The sequence below is a fragment of the Lichenibacterium ramalinae genome (assembly GCF_004137085.1).
Lineage (GTDB): Bacteria > Pseudomonadota > Alphaproteobacteria > Rhizobiales > Beijerinckiaceae > Lichenihabitans > Lichenihabitans ramalinae.
In genome coordinates, this window is record NZ_QYBC01000005.1 from 19,872 (window position 1) to 36,513 (window position 16,642).

Consider the following 16,642-nt stretch of genomic DNA (forward strand, 5'->3'; position numbering starts at 1 on the left):
CGTGCCGGAACGCCCTCTGGAACCGATCGGAAGTCTCCCTCCGTTCTCGGCGCGGAGGGCATGCGGTCACACGATATCAGGCATCCAGCCGCTCGGCCCGGGCCAGGGCGGCGAGGTCGGCCACGGGGCGGGCCCCGACGTGGCCGATGATCTCGGCCGCGGCGAGCGCACCGAGCCGGGCGCAGTCGAGCGCGTCGCGCCCCCGGGCCAGTCCGGCCAGGAAGCCGGCGGCGAAGAGGTCGCCGGCGCCGGTCGAGTCGACCACGGCCGCCACCGGAAAGGCCGGCACGCCGCGCACGCCGCCGGGCTCCGCCACGACGGCGCCCGCCGCGCCGCGGGTCACGGCCGCGAGGGCGCAATCCGCCCGCAGGGCCGCCACGGCGCCGTCGAAGTCGGCCGTCTCGTAGAGGGCGAGCAGTTCCGCCTCGTTGGCGAAGACGATGTCGACCTGCTTCGACCGGACGAGGTCCAGGAACTCGTCCCGGTAGCGGCCGACGCAGAAACTGTCCGACAGGGACAGCGCCACCCGGCGGCCGGCCGCGTGGGCGAGGCTCGACGCCTTGCGGAATGCGTCCTTGGCGTGGGGCGGATCCCACAGGTAGCCTTCGAGGTAGGTGACGCCGGCGGCGGCCACGAGGGCGGGATCCACGTCGTCCACGGTGAGGTTCTGGCAGGCGCCGAGAAAGGTGTTCATCGTGCGCTGCCCGTCGGGCGTCACCAGGATGTAGGAGCGCGCCGTGACGGGGCCGTCGGCGGCGGCGGGGGTCCCGAAGGCGACGCCGGTCGAGCGCAGGTCGGCCGAGAAATAGCCGCCCACCTCGTCGTCGCGGACCTTGCCGATGAAGGCGGAGGCCGCGCCGAGCTTCGCCGCCCCGACGGCCGTGTTGGCGGCCGAGCCGCCCGAGACGATGACGGTGGTGCCCATGGCGGCATGGAGCGCCTCGGCCCGCGCCTCGTCGATGAGGTTCATGCCGCCCTTGGCGATGCCCCACGTGTCGAGGAAGGCGTCGTCGACGCTGGTGAGGACGTCGACGATGGCGTTCCCCAGGCAGAGGAGGTCGAGGGTCTGGGCGGGCATGCGGTGATCCGGCGCGAGGGAAGGCCGCCGCCTCTCGCACCCCGGCGCCGGGCCCGTCAAGCCGCGGGCGGCCCGCCGGGGCAGGGCGGCCCGGGCCTTCGGGGCTTGGGGGCGATGGGCGAGCCCGCCCCGAAGATCGGTCCCGCCCTGTGCCGCACCCCATGAACCTTCCCGCCGACCATCGATTGGACGCGTGAGGCGCCCCAGCCCGTCGCCGCGCCGGTGATCCTGGTGGGCGGGGCCCGGCGGAGGGTCGTGAATGCATTTCCTGGGCATCGACTGGGTCGGCGTCGATGCGGAGAACGGGCGCAAGCTCGTCCTGTCGCTCGTGTTCATCGCCGTCGTGGTGCTGGTCCGCGTGGGTCTGCGCGCCCTGGTCGGCCGGTTCGCCGGCAAGAGCTTCGACGCCACCACCCAGCTCCGGTTCTGGACGCGCCAGGGCATCAGCCTGGTCGCCGCCGTCGTGCTGGTGCTCGGCCTGCTGTCGATCTGGTTCAACGACCCGACGCGGCTCGCCACGGCCTTCGGCCTCGTTTCGGCGGGCGTGGCCTTCGCGCTGCAGCAGGTCATCACCTCGCTCGCCGGCTACCTCGTGATCCTGCGCGGCAACACCTTCACGGTCGGCGACCGCATCTCGATGGGCGGCGTGCGCGGCGACGTCATGCGGCTCGGCTTCGTCCAGACCACCATCATGGAGATGGGCCAGCCCCCGAGCGTCCAGGGCTCGGACCCGGCCATGTGGGTGAGGAGCCGCCAGTTCACGGGCCGCATCGTCACGGTCTCGAACTCGCAGATCTTCTCCGAGCCGGTCTACAACTACAGCCGCGACTTCCCCTTCATCTGGGAGGAGATGGCGATCCCGATCACCTACCAGGCGGACCGCGCCTATGTGGAGCGCACGCTGGTCGAGGCGGCCCGCCTGCACGCCACCGACCCCGACACCATGGCGGTCGAGGCCAAGGCCCACCTGCAGGCGACCTTCGGCGTCGAGCCGATCGAGCTCCAGCCGCGCGTCTACTGGCGCATCACCGACAATTGGATGGAGCTGACGGTGCGGTTCATCGTCGGCACGCACCAGATCCGCGGCGCCAAGGACGCCATGACGCGCCACGTCATCGCCAGGCTCGACGAGGCCGGCATCGGCATCGCGTCGGCCACCTACGACATCGTCGGCCTGCCGCCGCTGCGCGTCGAACGCGCCGGCCGGGGCGACGCGCCCCAAGCCGGGACGCCGATCGCCGGCACGCCGGGCGTCGGGACGCCGGCGGCGGGCCAGCCCCGGTGAACGCCCGCCTCCGCGCCTGGCTCGAGGACCTCGGCGACCAGTTCTGGCTGCGGCCCGCCCTCGTCGTGATGCTGTGCATCGGGCTGGCTCTGCTGGCCACGTCGTTCGACCGCACGGCATCGGCGTCCGACGCCGGCGCCTCCTCCTGGGGCTATTCCGGCGGCGGGGAGGGCGCGCGGTCGCTGCTGGGCGCCGTGGCGTCGTCGAGCATCGGCGTCGCCGGCACGATCTTCTCCATCACCATCGCGGCCCTGTCGCTGGCCTCGGGGCAGATGGGGCCGCGCCTGCTGCGCAACTTCGTGCGCGACAGCCGCAACCAGGTGGCGCTCGGCATCTTCCTCGGCACCTTCGCCTATGCGCTGATGGTGCTGCGCACCGTCCGCACGGCGAACGAGGGCACCTTCGTGCCCCATGTCGCCGTCACGGGCGCCATGGGGCTGGCCCTGGTGTGCCTCGGCACGCTGGTGTGGTTCGTCCATCACATCGCCACCTCCATCAACGTCGAGACGGTGGTGGACCTCGTCCATCGCGACCTCGTCGCGGCGATCGCCGACAAGACGCAGGACGAGGCCCCGCTCCTGCCGCCCGAGGCGCCCCTGAGGGGACTGCCGGTGCCGGCTCCGGGCAGCGGCTTCCTCCAGGCGGTCGACGACGCCATGCTGGCCGACTGGGCGGCGGGCCACGGCGTGGCGATCCGGATGCGGGTGAGGCCCGGCACCTTCGTGCCCAAGGGGGCGCCGGTCGCCGAGGTGTCGGCGGCGGTCGACGACGTCGGCGCGGTCTTCGCCAAGGCGCTCACCTTCGGTCGCCGGCAGGCCGCCCTGCAGGACGTCGAATATTCGGTGCGCCAGCTCAACGAGATCGCCGTGCGGGCCTTGTCGCCCGGCATCAACGACCCCTTCACGGCCGGCAGCGTCCTCGACCACTTCGCCGACGCGCTCTGCCACATCGCGCCTCGGCACCTGCCGCGCGGGGCCGTCGCGCGCGACGGCGAGATCGTGCTCACCCTCGACGTGGTGGACTACGACGGCCTTTGCGACGGCATGTTCCACACCATCCGGCAGAACGGCTCCGGCTCGGCCTACGTGCTGATCCGGCTGCTGGAGGTGCTGGCGCGCGTCGACGAGGTCGAACGGTTCGAGGACCGCCGGGCGACGCTCCGCCGCCACGCCGACCTCGCCCTCGCGGTGGCGCGGGGCGGGGTGAGCGACCCCGCCGGCCTCGCGGATTGCGAGGAGCGCCATCGCAGGTTCGGCGTCGGCGTCTGACCGCGGACCGCTTCCCGCACCCACCGCCCCGACGCTCCAACCCGGTTCCCGATGTCCATCCTCGACCTTTGCGCGATCCTCCTCACCCTGTCGGCCGTCTTCGGCTGGCTGAACCGCAAGTTCGTGCTGCTGCCCCACGCCATCGGCCTCCTGGTCATGGGCGTGGTGGCGTCCCTCGTGCTCGTCGCCCTCGACGCGATGCTGCCGGACCATCGCGCTTCGGCGACGCTCGGCAAGGTCCTGGGGCAGATCGACTTCAGCGCCGTCGTGATGGACGGCATGCTGGCCTTCCTGATCTTCGCCGGCGCCCTCCACGTCGACGTCGGCAAGCTGCGGAACCACGCCGTGCCGGTGCTGGTGCTGGCGATCCTGGGCACGGTCGTGTCGACCGCCATCGTGGGGTGCGGCTTCTGGACGGTCGCGCAGCTGTCCGGCCATCCGGTCCCGCTGGTCTGGGCCCTGGTGTTCGGGGCGCTCATCAGCCCGACCGATCCGGTCGCCGTGATGAGCACGCTGAGGACCGTGAGCATCCCGGACAGGCTCGAAGTGCAGCTGCAGGGCGAGTCGCTGTTCAACGACGGTGTCGGCATCGTGCTGTTCACGGTGCTGCTCCGCTTCGCCACGGGGGCGCCGGCGGCCGAAACGACGCCCCTCGCCGTCGGGGAACTGCTGCTCGTCGAAGCGGGCGGCGGCCTCCTGCTCGGCCTCGTCTCGGGCTACCTGGCCTACCGCGCCATGCGGGCCATCGACGATTATCCCGTCGAGGTGCTCATCACGCTCGCCCTCGTCACCGCCACCTATGCGACCGCCGAGGCGATCCACGTCAGCGGCCCGCTCGCCATGGTGGCGGCGGGCCTGCTCATCGGAGACCGCGGCCCGCGCTACGCCATGAGCGACAACACCCAGAAATACGTCTTCGCCCTGTGGACGCTGGTCGACGAGGTGCTGAACTCGATCCTGTTCCTGCTGATCGGCCTCGAAGTGCTGCTGGTGAGCTTCGACGGCGGCAACATCGTGCTGGCCGTGCTGGCGGTGCCGCTGGTCATCGCGGCACGGGGCGCCTCCCTCGCCGTGCCGCCCGTGCTGTTCCTCCGGAGCCCCCAGTTCGCCGTCCGCAACATCCCGTTCCTGACCTGGGCCGGCGTCCGCGGCGGCATCTCGGTCGCGCTGGCGCTGGCCGTGCCCGACAATCCGGCGAAATCGGCCATCCTGGTGTCGACCTACGCGGTCGTGCTGTTCAGCATCGTGGTGCAGGGCTCGACGCTGGGCTGGATGGCGCGGCGGACGGTCGACCTGTCGCCGCCGGCTTAGCGTCGGTCAGGCCGGCGCCGGAATGGAGCTTGGTTTCGACGCGGTAACCGACCCGGTGTTGCGGCAACGGTTTGCGAGGCATTCCGCTCGCTACCGCGACCGAAACACCGCGAGCCCTTCGCCGTCGACATCCGTCTCGACGATGCTCCAGCCCAGCCGCTCGTAGAAGGCGTGGTTGTGCGGCATGGCGCAGAGATAGGCGGTCGCGAAGCCCGACCGTTTGGCCGCTTCCGCTCCGGCTCGCACGAGCCCCGAACCGACGTTCGCGTTTCGGTGCTGGGGATCGACCCAAACGGCTGCGACCCAGGGCGTATACTGCGGCCGGATGCTGAGATCCGACGCGATCACCAGCGCGCTTCCGAGGAATCCGGTGGCGTCATGAGCCACGAGCGCCGACGGAATAGGGGCGTCGGCGAGACATGTCCGCGTGAATGCCGCGATGGGAGCGAGGGCATGTCCTTTGGGCTTCCACCAAGCCCGCCACACACGGTCGGCGACGACGGGCGCGAATTCTGGCCGTTCTCGAAGGTCGGCGACGGAGAACGGCGGAGAACGCATGCCGGCCACTGTGGGGAAGCTTGCGACCGTCCGCAACTCGAAGCGACATCCCGCGGCCGTTCCGCCCGCGGGCGAGGCCGACAGGGGACCCCCCGGCGTCGCAACCGGGCCAGAATGGCGCGGCTGGAGGCTCGCGCGGCGCCGCGGCGCGCTGCTAGGCTGGCCGCCACCGTCAATCTAGCCCGCCGCCGCGCGGGCCGTCGTGGATCCCGCCATGAGCCTCCCCCAGACCATGCTGGCCCAGCTCAAGGCGCGTCGGCCCGGCTTCTCGCTGCCGCGCGCTTTCTACTGCGACCCCGAGTTCTTCCGGCTCGACCTCGAGAACATCTACTATCGCGACTGGCTGTTCGCCGGCCACGATTGCGAGATCAAGGAGGCGGGGCAGTTCTTCACGATGCAGATCGGCGAGTATCCGATCATGATCGTCCGCGGCAACGACGGCGCCATCCGGGCCTTCCACAATTCCTGCCGGCACCGCGGCTCGCGCGTCTGCACGGTCGACCACGGCCGCGCCAAGCGCCTGGTCTGCCCCTACCACCAATGGTCCTACGACCTCGACGGCAGCCTGGCGCGCGCCCGCCACATGGATGCCGCCGTCGACCGGTCGGAACTCGGGCTGAAGCCCGTCCACTGCCACAGCACCGGCGGCTACATCTTCGTCTGCGTGGCCCAGGAGGCGCCGGCGTGGGAGCCCTTCCGCGCCACCGTCGAGCCCTATCTGGCGCCGCACGACCTCGCCGACACCAAGGTGGCCTTCAGCTCCACCATCGTCGAGAACGGCAATTGGAAGCTCGTGTGGGAGAACAACCGCGAGTGCTCCCACTGCGCCGCCAACCATCCCGAACTCTGTCGCAGCTTCCCCGAAGCCCCGACCTCGACGGGCGTCGACGCCGTGATGAGCGACCCCGCCATGCTGGAGCATTGGGGCCGCTGCGAGGGCGTCGGCCTGCCCTCGACCTTCCAGATCGCCGAGACCGGCCAGTACCGCATCACCCGCGCGCCGCTGATCGAGGGCGTCGAAAGCTACACGATGTCGGGCGGCCGGGCCGTGAAGCGCCCGCTGACGCCGCGCGTGACCGAGCCCATGATCGGCACGCTGCTGCTGTTTCACTACCCGTCGACGTGGAACCACGTGCTCGGCGACGTCGCCACGACCTTCCGGGTGATGCCGATCGACGCGACCCACACCGAGGTGACGACCAAGTGGCTCGTCGACAAGGACGCGGTCGAGGGCGTCGACTACGACATCGACGAGCTCACCAAGGTGTGGATGGCCACCAACGACCAGGACAGGCGGGTGGTGGAGGAGAACCAGCGGGGCATCCTGTCGCCCGCCTACGAGCCCGGCCCCTACTCGGCCGAGCACGAATCGGGCGTCATGCAGTTCGTCGACTGGTACGTCGGCGCGACCGAACGGGCCATTGTCGGCGAGCCGAAGCTGCGCCGCGTCGCCTGACGGCGGCGGGCGGCAGACCCGTCCTTCTGGGCGGCAGGCCCGCCCTCCTCCCCCTGGCGGAGGAGAAGGGCGTGGACCCCAGGGGGGGGCGCGTCCGGCGGCGGCCCAGCCCGCCGTCACATCTCCAGGCCGTCGCCCCGGCGCCGCTTCGGCAGTGACCCGCCGGCGACGGCGAAGATCTCGGACACGTCGGGTGCGAGCTTGCGCTGCCAGTTCGGCCGCTCGTGGCTGGTGCCGGGCAGGTTGACCGCCACGGTCTCGCCGACCAGGTCCTCGGCCTGGGCCACGGCCAGGATGCAGGGCGTGTCGGCGACGAAGCGGTGGGCGGCGTCGATGACCTCGCGCGGCACCGCCGTCGCCCCTTCCAGCGACTGCACCCCGACGGCCTCGGCGAAGCGGTGCTTTTCCTCCACCCGGTCGGCCTCGGCCTTGGCGGCCTCCTCCGCCGGCATGTGGCCGATGGCGCCGCGCTCGCGATAGTCGGCGCCTTCCCACCAGCCCGCCAGCGTCGGCAGGTCGTGGGTCGCCACGCAGGCCACCGCCTTGGCGGGATAGGCGGTGCCGGGCAGGAAGTTGAGCCCGTCCCGCTCGAAGAACATCACCCGGTAGCTCAGCACGTCGGCGGCATCGAGCCGGTCGCGGAAGCCGTCCGGCACCGTGCCGAGATCCTCGCCGATGACGAGGCAGCGGGCGCGATGGCTTTCCAGCGCCACGTCGGCGAGGTTGCGCTCGAGGTCGTAGCCCACATAGGCGCCCTGGGCGCCGCTGGCTCCGTCCGGCACCCAGAACAGACGCTGCAGCCCCATGGCGTGGTCGATGCGCAGGGCGCCGGCATGGCGCATGTTGGCCGACAGCAGGGTCGCGAACATCGTCGAGGCTTCGGCGACGGGGTTGGGCGGCGGCAGGCTCCACACCTGGCCGGTGGCGGAGAAGGGGTCGGGCGGGGCGCCGACCGAGACGCCGCGGGCGAAATTGCCGGCCTCGGCCCAGGCTTCGGCGCCGTCGGGCGCCGTGCCGACCGCGATGTCGCGGTAGAAGCCGAGCGCGAGGCCCGCCGCCTCGGCCCGCGCCGCCGCGCCGGCGAACTGCACCGAAGCCTGCCACTGGAGCCAGAGGTGGTAGCGGACGCGGTGGCCGTGGACGGAGGCGAAATCCGCGATGCCGGCCCCGGTGGGCTCGCGCAGCGACGCGTCCCAGAGCTGCCAGGGCATGCGCGGCACGGTCTCGGCGATGCTTTCGAAGATGGCGAAGCGGCGCAGAGCCTCGCCGCCCGCGGCGAGGAACCGCTCGAAGTCCGCCACATCCCCACCACCGGCCGCCCGGCGCGCGTCGAAGCCCGCGAAGGCGGCCTCCAGCACGGCGGATTTGGCGGCCCAGACGCCCGTGTAGTCCACGGCATCGACGGCGCGCAGGTCGGCGAGCCGGCCGGCCTGGGAGTCGAGGATGCGGGCCGCCTCCGGCGTCTCGCCGAGGATCGCCGGCGCCGTCACGTCGAGATAGGCGGGGTCGAGGAAGCGCCGGTCGGAGGGGTTGTAGGGGCTGGCGCGGTCGCGGTCGGCGGCGAATTGCGCGTGCATCGGGTTGAGGCCGACGAAGTCGCCGCCGTGGCGGGCGGTCTCCTCGGCGAAGATCCCCAGCGTGGTGAAGTCGCCGATGCCGCCGTCGTCGCGCCGGCGCAGCGTGTAGAGATGCGCCGAGACGCCGAAGCCGCGCCGGCCGTCCCGGTAGTCGGCCGGGATGAAGCAGCGGCGCGGCGCCACCGTCATCAGGCTGGCGCCGGCCGCGTCGCCGTCGAGCAGCAGCCGGTGCCGGCCGGCGGGCTGGGGCGGCAGCGCCAGCCGCACCCGCAGCCCGCGCCGCCCGTCGGGCGCGTCGAAGGCGCCGCGCTCGCCGCCGTCGAGGTCGAGGTTGTAGGTTTCCTCCGACCCGTCCTCGCGCCGCACGAGAAGCGCGTGCCGACCCGAGAGGCCCTCCGCCATCACGTCCACCGCCACCGTGGTGCCGGTGTGGCCCACGATGCTGGGCGGCAGCGGGCGCAGGCGCCGGTCGGACAGGCGGGCGAGGCTGTCGCGCGCTTCCCCGTCCGTGCCGGCTTCGAGCCCCATGGCGCGCAGCAGCGCCCGCTTCGTGTCGGGCGAGACGCGCTGGCGGCGGCCCGTGGCGGCGAACCATTCGGGCGCGACGCCGGCGGCCTCGGACAGCGTGTCGAGCACGTCCTCGGAGGACAGGCGCCGCACCCGCCGCGGAGGCGCGCCTTCGCGCTCGACGAGCAGCACGACGGAGCGCGGCTCGAGCGCCGCTTCTCCGAACTCGCCCGGCTGGGAGGGCGCGCCCTCGGCGGCGGTGTCGAGCGTGCGGAGCCAATGCCAACCCGGCCGCGGCTCGGGCAGCGCGACGGACAGAGCCTCCGAACCGGCGTGGAAGGCCAGCAGGATGCGGTCCGGCGGGGCGCCGACGTCGCGGCCGGGGGCCGCCAGCACGCCGATCAGCGTCGCGGTGGCGGGGTTCTCCCAGTCGCCGGCCGCGGGGGTGCGGCCGTCGGGCAGGCGCCAGGCGACGTCGGGCAGGTCGCTCCCCGCCACGGGCGCACCGGTGGGGAACGCGTCATGCGTGAGGGCGGGGTGGGCGGCACGCAGGTCGATCAGGCGGCGGATGAAGCCGCGCAGCGGGCTGTCGGTCCGGGACCAGTCGAGCCAGGTGGTGGCGTTGTCCTGCGAATAGGCATTGTTGTTGCCGCCCTGCGTGTGGCCGGCCTCGGTGCCCGGGCCGATCATCGGCGTGCCGCGCGACAGGAACAGCGTGGCGAGCAGGTTGCGCTGGTCGCGCGCGCGGGCGGCCAGGATGGCGCGGTCCTCCGTCGGGCCCTCGACGCCGTGGTTCCACGACAGGTTCTCGTCGCGCCCGTCGCGGTTGCCCTCGCCGTTGGCCGCGTTGTGCTTGCCGTCGTAGCTGACGAGGTCGGCCAGCGTGAAGCCGTCGTGGGCGGTGACGAAGTTCACCGAGCGCGACGGGTGGCGCTTGGCGGCGAAGAGGTCGGCCGAGCCCGTGACCCGGCCCGCCAAGGCGGCCGGCCCGGCCCGGCCCGTCCAGAAGGCGCGGACGTCGTCGCGGTAGCGGTCGTTCCACTCGCCCCACAGCGCGTCGAACCGACCCACCTGGTAGCCGCCGGGGCCGATGTCCCAGGCCTCCGCCACGAGCTTCGACCGGCGCAGCACCGGGTCCTGCGCGATGGCGGCGATGATGGGCGCGTGGGGGTCGAAGCCGCCGCGGCGCCGGCCCAGCACCGGCATGAGGTCGAAGCGGAAACCGTCGATGCCGCCGTCCCGCGCCCAGGCGCGCAACGAATCCAGCACCAGCCGCACCACGGCCGGGCTTTCGGCGTCGAGGACGTTGCCGCAGCCGGCGTCGTTGACGTAGCGGCTCGGGTCGGAGGCGTCGAGCCGGTAGTAGGAGGCGTTGTCGAGGCCGCGGAAGCACAGGGTCGGGCCGTGCTCGTCGCCTTCGCCCGAATGGTTGTAGACGACGTCGAGCAGCACCTCGATGCCGGCCTCGTGCAGCGCCGCCACGGCCGCGCGCACTTCGGCCCAGCCGCCGGGGGCGAGGCGCGGGTCCGGCGCCAGCAGGGCCACGGGGTTGTAGCCCCAGACGTTGGTGAGGCCGAGCGGGCCGAGGTGGCGCTCGTCGGCCCAGGCCATGGCGGGCATCAGCTCCAGCGTGGTGATGCCGAGCGCCTTGAAATGGGCGATGCCGGCCGGCGAGGCCAGGCCCGCGAAGGTGCCGCGGATCTCCTCGGGAACATCGGGATTGAGCTTCGAGAAGCCGCGGACATGGACCTCGGCGATGCTGGTGCGCGGCCAGGCCGGGGCGCCGGACCAGGCCGGGGCGCCGGTGGGCGTCGCCGCTCTGGCGTCGGGCAACACGGCTTCGAGCACGATGCCTTTGGGCATGGCGGGGCCGCTGTCGCGGCGGTCCGGCTCGGCGCTGCCGGGCGGGCTGTCGAACATCGTGTCGTCGAGCACGAGCGGGCGGTCGAGCGCCCGGGCATAGGGGTCGATGAGGAGCTTGGCGTCGTTGAACCGGTGCCCGTTCCAGGGCTCCCAGGGCCCCCGCGCCCGCAACCCGTAGCGGGTGCCGGGCTGCACCCCCGGGATGAAGCCGTGGAAAACGTCGCCGGTCCGCTCCGGCAGGGTGAAGCGCGACTGTTCGGCCCCGCCCTCCGCGTCGTAGAGGCAGATCACGATGGCGTCGGCGTGGGCCGAGAAGACCGCGACGTTGACGCCGCCGTCCATCGGCGTGACGCCGAGCGGCTCGGGTCGGCCGGGGCCGGGCTGGACCGCGGGGGATGCGGAGATGTCGGCCTGTCCGTCGTTCAGCATCGCCCTGCCTGGGTGGATCACGGGAGCGTGACCCTTAGCATCGCTGCGGTGCACAGCGGAAGGTTTGGGCGGGGGGCGATCGCGCCATGAAGGCGTGCCGGCAAGCACGCCCATTCGGGCGCGCGTTGTTCGCACCATTGGAACATGCTAAGGAATGGCGATGCGGATCATCGCACATGCCAATCTGTCGGCGTTCTGGGCCCAGCATCCGGACGCGCGGGCATCTCTGGAAAGGTGGACTGCGGTGATGAAGGGAGGCGATTGCGGCACGACGGCCGAGGTGCAAGCGCTGTTCTCGAAGGCCAAGGTGCTGGACGGACAACGCGTGCGTTTCGAGGTCTCGGGTGGAGATTATCGTCTGATCGCTTCCTTCAAGTTCAAGAACAGGATCGTCTTCGTCAAATCCATCGGAACCCATGCCGAGTACGACCGTATCGATGCGCTGGCCGTTTCTCAGTTCTGAGTCCTTTGAGGCGAACCGATGGACATCCGACCCATCCGCACCGACGACGACCACCGAGACACCCTGGTGGAAATCGAGCGCCTTTGGGCCTACCCCGACGACAGCCCCGAGAACGACAAGCTCGACGTGCTGGCGACGCTCGTCGAGGTCTACGAGGCCCAGCGCTGGCCCCGCCGGGACTGCACGCCCGCGGAGATCCTGCTCCATGCGGTGACGGAGATGGGCCATAGCCAAGCCGAACTGGCCGAGCTGCTCGGTTCCCGTCCCATGGCGTCCGAGCTCGTGCGGGCCAAACGCCGCATCTCCCTCGCGGTCGCGCAGAAGATCAGCGCGGCCTGGCACATCCCCATCCAACTGCTCGTCGCGCCCTATGCGCTGGCGGCCTAGCTTCACCCTCGGAGATCGGGCCGACATCGTCAGCGGCGGGCCGGAAAGCGACCCTGCGGGGCGATGGCGCGGCGGTACGATCGGGGGTAGGCTGCCGCACAGGGGAACCCACATGAGCACCGAGCCCGACAACCTCGTCCTCCAACTGCTCCGCGACATGCGGGCCGAGATGGCGACCAAGGCGGACATCGCCGACCTGAGATCCGAAATTCATTCGCTGCGGGCCGACGTGGCGTCGGACTTCATCGAGGTTCGCCGGGAGATCACCGGGGTCCGCAAGGATCTCGGCGAGCAGATCGTCGGGCTGCGCCGCGCCGTCGTCGAATACCACACCTCCGTCATCGGCCATGGCATCCTCATCAGCGAGTTGGAGGCCCGCCTCCGCCGCGTCGAGCAGCACCTCGACCTGCCGCCGCTCGACGCGCATTGAGCGGCCGTCCGGCGGGAGGTGGGACGAGATGATCGACGCGGAGCGAGGTCGGCCGCGCGACCAGACCCTGCACGTCCCACACGACCGAACGCGACCCGTCGAACGCCGACGGGCGGGCCTTCGCCTGAGGAGGGACCTTGGAACCGACCGTCACCACCCGCATCCAGGCCGAGGCGCCGCGCCGGCCTGTCTCCCGCACCTCCCCGGCCATGCTGCAACGCCGCCTGCGGGACATCCACCTCTACCTCGGGATGCTGTTCGCCCCCTCGCTGCTGTTCTTCGCCGCGACGGGCGCGCTGCAACTCTTCAGCCTGCACGAGGTGAGGCCCAACCGCTCCTTCGTGCCGCCGGCGCTGTTCCAGGAACTCGGCATGGTCCACAAGGACCAGGTCTTCGCCCTGCCGCATCGGCGCGCGCCCCCGCCGGCGTCGCCGCCAGCCGCCGCCCCGGCCGGGGGCGACACCGCGCCCGCAGCTCGTCCGCCGGCCCCGCCTCAGGACGGCGGCAAGGGCGAGGGGTGGCAGGTCCTGGCGTTGAAGATCTTCTTCCTGCTGGCCGCCGTCGGGCTGTTCGCCTCGACCTGCCTGGGGATCTGGATCGGGTTGCGGCCGGGCCGCAATCGCGCCGCAGCCGCCGGCCTGCTCGTGGCCGGCGTGGTGATCCCGATCCTGCTCCTGGCCGTGTGATGCCGTCGGGCGGCCCGGGCATCGTCCGGCCCGACCCGCCCCGACGGATGGCTCGGCCCTCGGGCGTCGGTGGGCACGTCACGGCATGCCCACCATGCCCGTCACCTCTGCCGCAGCTGCGGGAACGGGCGGTCAAGACCCCGGGCCGGGCCTCCCACCACCTCCCTCACGTCACGACCGACGGCTCCGTCCGCCCCGTGTGCCGCTCGATCTCCGCCAGCTCCCGCGACAGGGCGATGAGGTCCCTCAACGCGTCCCCGGTCTCCAGGTCGAGCACCTCCCCCTCGAAGCGCTCGATGTAGACCCGCAGCGTGGCCCCCGCCGTCCCGGTGCCCGACAGGCGGTAGACGATGCGCGACCCGTCGGCGAACATCACGCGGATGCCCTGGTGGGCCGAGTCCGAGCCGTCCACCGGGTCGTGGTAGCTGAAGTCGTCGGCGGCCTGCACGGTCAGGGCGCCGAAGCTGCGGCCGGGCAGGGATGCGAGCTGGCCGCGCAGCCCCGCCATCAGGGCGTTGGCGCCCTCGCTCGCCACCTCCTCGTAGTCGTGGCGGGCGTAGTAGTTGCGGCCGTAGGTGCGCCAATGGTCCCGCATGATGGCGAGGACGCTCTCCTGGCGCACCGCCAGGATGTTGAGCCACAGCAGCACCGCCCAGAGCCCGTCCTTCTCGCGGACGTGGTCGGAGCCGGTGCCGGCGCTTTCCTCGCCGCAGATCGTCGCCAGGCCGGCGTCGAGCAGGTTGCCGAAGAACTTCCAGCCCGTCGGCGTCTCGTAGCTCTTGAGGCCCTTGGCCTCGGCCACCCGGTCGGCCGCCGCCGAGGTCGGCATGGAGCGGGCGATGCCCTTGAGCCCGGCCTTGTAGCCGGGCGCCAGGTGGGCGTTGGCGCTGAGGGCGGCGAGGCTGTCGGAGGGCGTGACGAAGAGGCCGCGGCCGATGATGAGGTTGCGGTCGCCGTCCCCGTCCGAGGCGGCGCAGAGGTCCGGCGCGTCCGGCCCCATGGCGAGGTCGTAGATGCCCTTGGCGTGGACGAGGTTCGGGTCCGGGTGGTGGCCGCCGAAGTCGGGCAGGGGGGTGCCGTTGATCACGGTGCCGGGGGCGGCGCCGAGCGCGCCTTCGAGGATGGCGTGGGCGTAAGGGCCCGTCACGGCCGACATGGCGTCGAACCGCATGCGGAAGCCGCCCGCGAACATCGCCCGGATGGCCGGGAAGTCGAACAGCCGCTCCATCAGCGCCTGGTATTCGGCCACGGGGTCGACGACCTCGACCGTCATGTCGCCGAGCTTCACCGTGCCGAGTTTGTCGAGGTCGACGTCCGGCGCCTCAACGATCTCGAAGGACGCGATGGACCTGGTCTTGGCGTAGATGGCGTCGGTGATCTTCTCGGGTGCCGGGCCGCCGTTCGCGGCGTTGTACTTGATGCCGAAATCGCCGTCCGGCCCGCCGGGGTTGTGGGAGGCGGAGAGGATGATGCCGCCGAAGGCCTCGCGCACGCGGATGAGGTTCGAGGCCGCCGGCGTCGACAGGATGCCGCCGCGGCCCACGATCACCCGGCCGAAGCCGTTGGCGGCCGCCATCTTCATCGCGGTCTGGATGGTGTCGCGGTTGAAGAAGCGGCCGTCGCCGCCGATCACGAGGTCCCGGCCGGCGAAGCCGTCCAGGCTGTCGAAGATCGATTGGACGAAGTTCTCGACGTAGTGCCGCTGCTGGAAGTGCGGCACCTTCTTGCGCAGGCCGGAGGTGCCGGGCTTCTGGTCCTGGAAGGGCGTGGTGGCGACGGTTGTCATGGGGCTGTTCCGGCGTCGGCGGTCGGGGTGGAGGCGAGGAGGTCGCGGTAGAGGGCCGCCATCTTGCGGGCGGGGCGGCGCCAGGACACGTCGGTGCCCATGCCGGCCATCACCATGCCGGCCCAGTCCTCCGGGTCGCGGAAGATCTCGGCGGTGCGGCGCAGCGCGGTTTCCAGCGCCGGCAGGGTGACGGGCGAGAACATGATGCCGGTGGCGCTGCCCGAGGCCAGGGCCATCTCGTTGGCATCCACCACCGTGTCGGTGAGGCCGCCGACGCGCGACACGACCGGCACGGCGCCGTAGCGCAGCGCGCAGAGCTGGGTGAGGCCGCAGGGCTCGAAGCGCGACGGCACCAGCAGCGCGTCGGCACCCGCCTGCATCAGGTGGGCGAGGCTCTCGTCGTGGCCGATGTGGACGCCGACCCGGCCCGGGTGGCGCGCCGCCGCGGCGCGGAAGGAATCCTCGAACCACGCATCGCCCGCGCCGATCAACGCCAGCTGCCCGCCGACCTCCAGCAGGGTCGGCAGCGCGTCGAGCACGAGGTCGAGCCCCTTCTGGCCGGACAGGCGGCTGACGACGCCGAACAGCAGCGCGTCCGGCGCCTGCGTGAGGCCGAGGCGGGCCTGCAGCGCGTCCTTGTTGAGGGCGCGGCCCGCCATGTCGCCCACCGCGTAGCGGGCCGGGATGTCGGGGTCGCCGGCGGGGTCCCACACGGCATCGTCGATGCCGTTGCGCACGCCCGACACGGTGCTGGCGCGGCCGCGCAGCAGCCCGTCGAAGCCCATGCCGCTCTCGTGCGTCATGATCTCGCCGGCGTAGCTCGGCGACACGGTGGTGACCCGGTCGGCGTAGAAGAGCCCGGCCTTCAGGTAGGACAGCGTGCCGTGATATTCGACGCCGTCGGGGCGGAAGGCCTCCCAGGGCAGCCCCAGCACGTCCATCATCGAGGACGGGAACTGGCCCGGGAAGGCCAGGTTGTGGATGGTCATCACGGTGGGAGGCTTGGGCCCGGGCGCGAAGTGCAGGAAGGCCGGCGCGAGCCCGGCCTGCCAATCGTGGCCGTGCACGACGTCGGGGCGATAGCCGGGGATCAGGCCCTGGCCGATGCGCGCCGCGACGAGGCCGAGCGCCCCGAAGCGCGCGCCGTTGTCGGGCCAGTCCGACCCGTCCGCCGCCACATAGGGGTCGCCGCCGCGCCGGTAGAGGTGCGGGGCGTCGATGGCGATGAGGTCGAGGCCCGCGGCCTCGCCGGCGAGCAGGCGGGCCGGCCCGCCGAACAGGTCCGGCAGGGTGGCGACGGTTTCGGCGCCGCGCAGCCTGTCCAGCACCTCGGGGTAACCCGGGACCAGCGTGCGCATCGCCACGCCTTCCGCCGCGAGGGCGGCCGGCAGGGCGCCGGCGACGTCGGCGAGCCCGCCGGTCCTGACCAGCGGGGAGACTTCGGAGACGACCGACAGGACCGAGATGGTGCGGGCGGCCGTCAGTTCGGCGACCCCGTCGTCCGTGAGGGCGCGGAGGTCGGTCGCGGGCGGCGCATCGGCGAGCGGCATGGACATGG

The 16,642-nt window shown here is 72.2% G+C and carries 13 protein-coding genes; 8 read left to right on the plus strand and 5 right to left on the minus strand.

The window, feature by feature from the left end:
* Nucleotides 1–76: 76 nt before the first annotated feature.
* Nucleotides 77–1,078, minus strand: a complete 1,002-nt coding sequence (locus D3272_RS06955; protein WP_129218443.1) for an adenosine kinase — start codon at nucleotides 1,076–1,078, stop codon at nucleotides 77–79.
* Between the two features lie 259 nt (nucleotides 1,079–1,337).
* Here D3272_RS06955 and D3272_RS06960 point away from each other — a divergent pair, with 259 nt between their 5' ends.
* The 3 genes from D3272_RS06960 to D3272_RS06970 are packed head-to-tail and all read left to right on the plus strand — an operon-like array spanning nucleotide 1,338 to nucleotide 4,942.
* Nucleotides 1,338–2,363, plus strand: coding sequence for a mechanosensitive ion channel family protein (locus D3272_RS06960; protein WP_129218444.1), 1,026 nt, complete (start codon nucleotides 1,338–1,340; stop codon nucleotides 2,361–2,363).
* The gene (locus tag D3272_RS06965) at nucleotides 2,360–3,631 is read left to right on the plus strand and encodes a DUF2254 domain-containing protein (RefSeq protein WP_129218445.1); all 1,272 of its coding nucleotides are present in this window, start codon (nucleotides 2,360–2,362) and stop codon (nucleotides 3,629–3,631) included. Before D3272_RS06960 ends, D3272_RS06965 begins: the two co-directional genes overlap by 4 nt.
* A 51-nt stretch (nucleotides 3,632–3,682) precedes the next feature.
* Nucleotides 3,683–4,942, plus strand: a complete 1,260-nt coding sequence (locus D3272_RS06970; RefSeq protein WP_129218446.1) for a cation:proton antiporter — start codon at nucleotides 3,683–3,685, stop codon at nucleotides 4,940–4,942.
* 90 nt (nucleotides 4,943–5,032) lie between these two features.
* On the opposite strand, the gene D3272_RS06975 is transcribed toward D3272_RS06970, so the two are convergent.
* Nucleotides 5,033–5,536, minus strand: a complete 504-nt coding sequence (locus D3272_RS06975; RefSeq protein ID WP_245496429.1) for a GNAT family N-acetyltransferase — start codon at nucleotides 5,534–5,536, stop codon at nucleotides 5,033–5,035.
* 178 nt (nucleotides 5,537–5,714) lie between these two features.
* Between D3272_RS06975 and D3272_RS06980 the strand changes: the two genes are divergently transcribed.
* Nucleotides 5,715–6,956, plus strand: a complete 1,242-nt coding sequence (locus tag D3272_RS06980) for an aromatic ring-hydroxylating oxygenase subunit alpha (protein WP_129218447.1) — start codon at nucleotides 5,715–5,717, stop codon at nucleotides 6,954–6,956.
* Nucleotides 6,957–7,072: 116 nt separating this feature from the next.
* Here the strand turns inward: D3272_RS06980 and glgX are convergent, their stop codons facing one another.
* Nucleotides 7,073–11,332 carry a glycogen debranching protein GlgX gene (glgX, locus tag D3272_RS06985; RefSeq protein WP_129218448.1) on the minus strand — a complete coding sequence of 1,420 codons (4,260 nt, stop codon included), beginning with the start codon at nucleotides 11,330–11,332 and terminating at the stop codon, nucleotides 7,073–7,075.
* 154 nt (nucleotides 11,333–11,486) lie between these two features.
* On the opposite strand from glgX, the gene D3272_RS06990 reads away from it, so the two are divergent.
* From D3272_RS06990 to D3272_RS07005, 4 genes are all read left to right on the plus strand, one after another.
* Nucleotides 11,487–11,795 (plus strand): type II toxin-antitoxin system HigB family toxin, encoded by a 309-nt coding sequence (locus D3272_RS06990; protein ID WP_207210153.1) that lies wholly within the window; start codon nucleotides 11,487–11,489, stop codon nucleotides 11,793–11,795.
* 18 nt (nucleotides 11,796–11,813) lie between these two features.
* A complete protein-coding gene (locus tag D3272_RS06995) occupies nucleotides 11,814–12,182 on the plus strand; it encodes a helix-turn-helix domain-containing protein (RefSeq protein WP_129218449.1) in 369 nt (122 codons plus the stop codon).
* A gap of 112 nt (nucleotides 12,183–12,294) precedes the next feature.
* The gene (locus D3272_RS07000) at nucleotides 12,295–12,612 is read left to right on the plus strand and encodes a hypothetical protein (protein WP_129218450.1); all 318 of its coding nucleotides are present in this window, start codon (nucleotides 12,295–12,297) and stop codon (nucleotides 12,610–12,612) included.
* 137 nt (nucleotides 12,613–12,749) lie between these two features.
* The gene (locus D3272_RS07005; protein ID WP_129218451.1) at nucleotides 12,750–13,298 is read left to right on the plus strand and encodes a PepSY domain-containing protein; all 549 of its coding nucleotides are present in this window, start codon (nucleotides 12,750–12,752) and stop codon (nucleotides 13,296–13,298) included.
* A gap of 166 nt (nucleotides 13,299–13,464) precedes the next feature.
* Here the strand turns inward: D3272_RS07005 and D3272_RS07010 are convergent, their stop codons facing one another.
* Both D3272_RS07010 and glgA read right to left on the minus strand, forming a co-directional pair.
* Nucleotides 13,465–15,084, minus strand: coding sequence for an alpha-D-glucose phosphate-specific phosphoglucomutase (locus tag D3272_RS07010; RefSeq protein ID WP_129218452.1), 1,620 nt, complete (start codon nucleotides 15,082–15,084; stop codon nucleotides 13,465–13,467).
* Entirely contained in the window at nucleotides 15,081–16,640 is a 1,560-nt protein-coding gene (glgA, locus tag D3272_RS07015; RefSeq protein WP_245496430.1) for a glycogen synthase GlgA, read from the minus strand. Before glgA ends, D3272_RS07010 begins: the two co-directional genes overlap by 4 nt.
* Between the last annotated feature and the right edge of the window lie 2 nt (nucleotides 16,641–16,642).

Bases quoted from the DNA above. Each gene is read 5' to 3' on its own strand.
- D3272_RS06960 (WP_129218444.1), top strand. From the start codon at position 1,338: ATGCATTTCCTGGGCATCGACTGGGTCGGCGTCGATGCGGAGAACGGG.
- D3272_RS07010 (WP_129218452.1), bottom strand. From the start codon at position 15,084: ATGACAACCGTCGCCACCACGCCCTTCCAGGACCAGAAGCCCGGCACC.
- glgX (WP_129218448.1), bottom strand. From the start codon at position 11,332: ATGCTGAACGACGGACAGGCCGACATCTCCGCATCCCCCGCGGTCCAG.
- D3272_RS07000 (WP_129218450.1), top strand. From the start codon at position 12,295: ATGAGCACCGAGCCCGACAACCTCGTCCTCCAACTGCTCCGCGACATG.
- D3272_RS06990 (WP_207210153.1), top strand. From the start codon at position 11,487: ATGGCGATGCGGATCATCGCACATGCCAATCTGTCGGCGTTCTGGGCC.
- D3272_RS06955 (WP_129218443.1), bottom strand. From the start codon at position 1,078: ATGCCCGCCCAGACCCTCGACCTCCTCTGCCTGGGGAACGCCATCGTC.
- glgA (WP_245496430.1), bottom strand. From the start codon at position 16,640: ATGTCCATGCCGCTCGCCGATGCGCCGCCCGCGACCGACCTCCGCGCC.
- D3272_RS06980 (WP_129218447.1), top strand. From the start codon at position 5,715: ATGAGCCTCCCCCAGACCATGCTGGCCCAGCTCAAGGCGCGTCGGCCC.
- D3272_RS06970 (WP_129218446.1), top strand. From the start codon at position 3,683: ATGTCCATCCTCGACCTTTGCGCGATCCTCCTCACCCTGTCGGCCGTC.
- D3272_RS06995 (WP_129218449.1), top strand. From the start codon at position 11,814: ATGGACATCCGACCCATCCGCACCGACGACGACCACCGAGACACCCTG.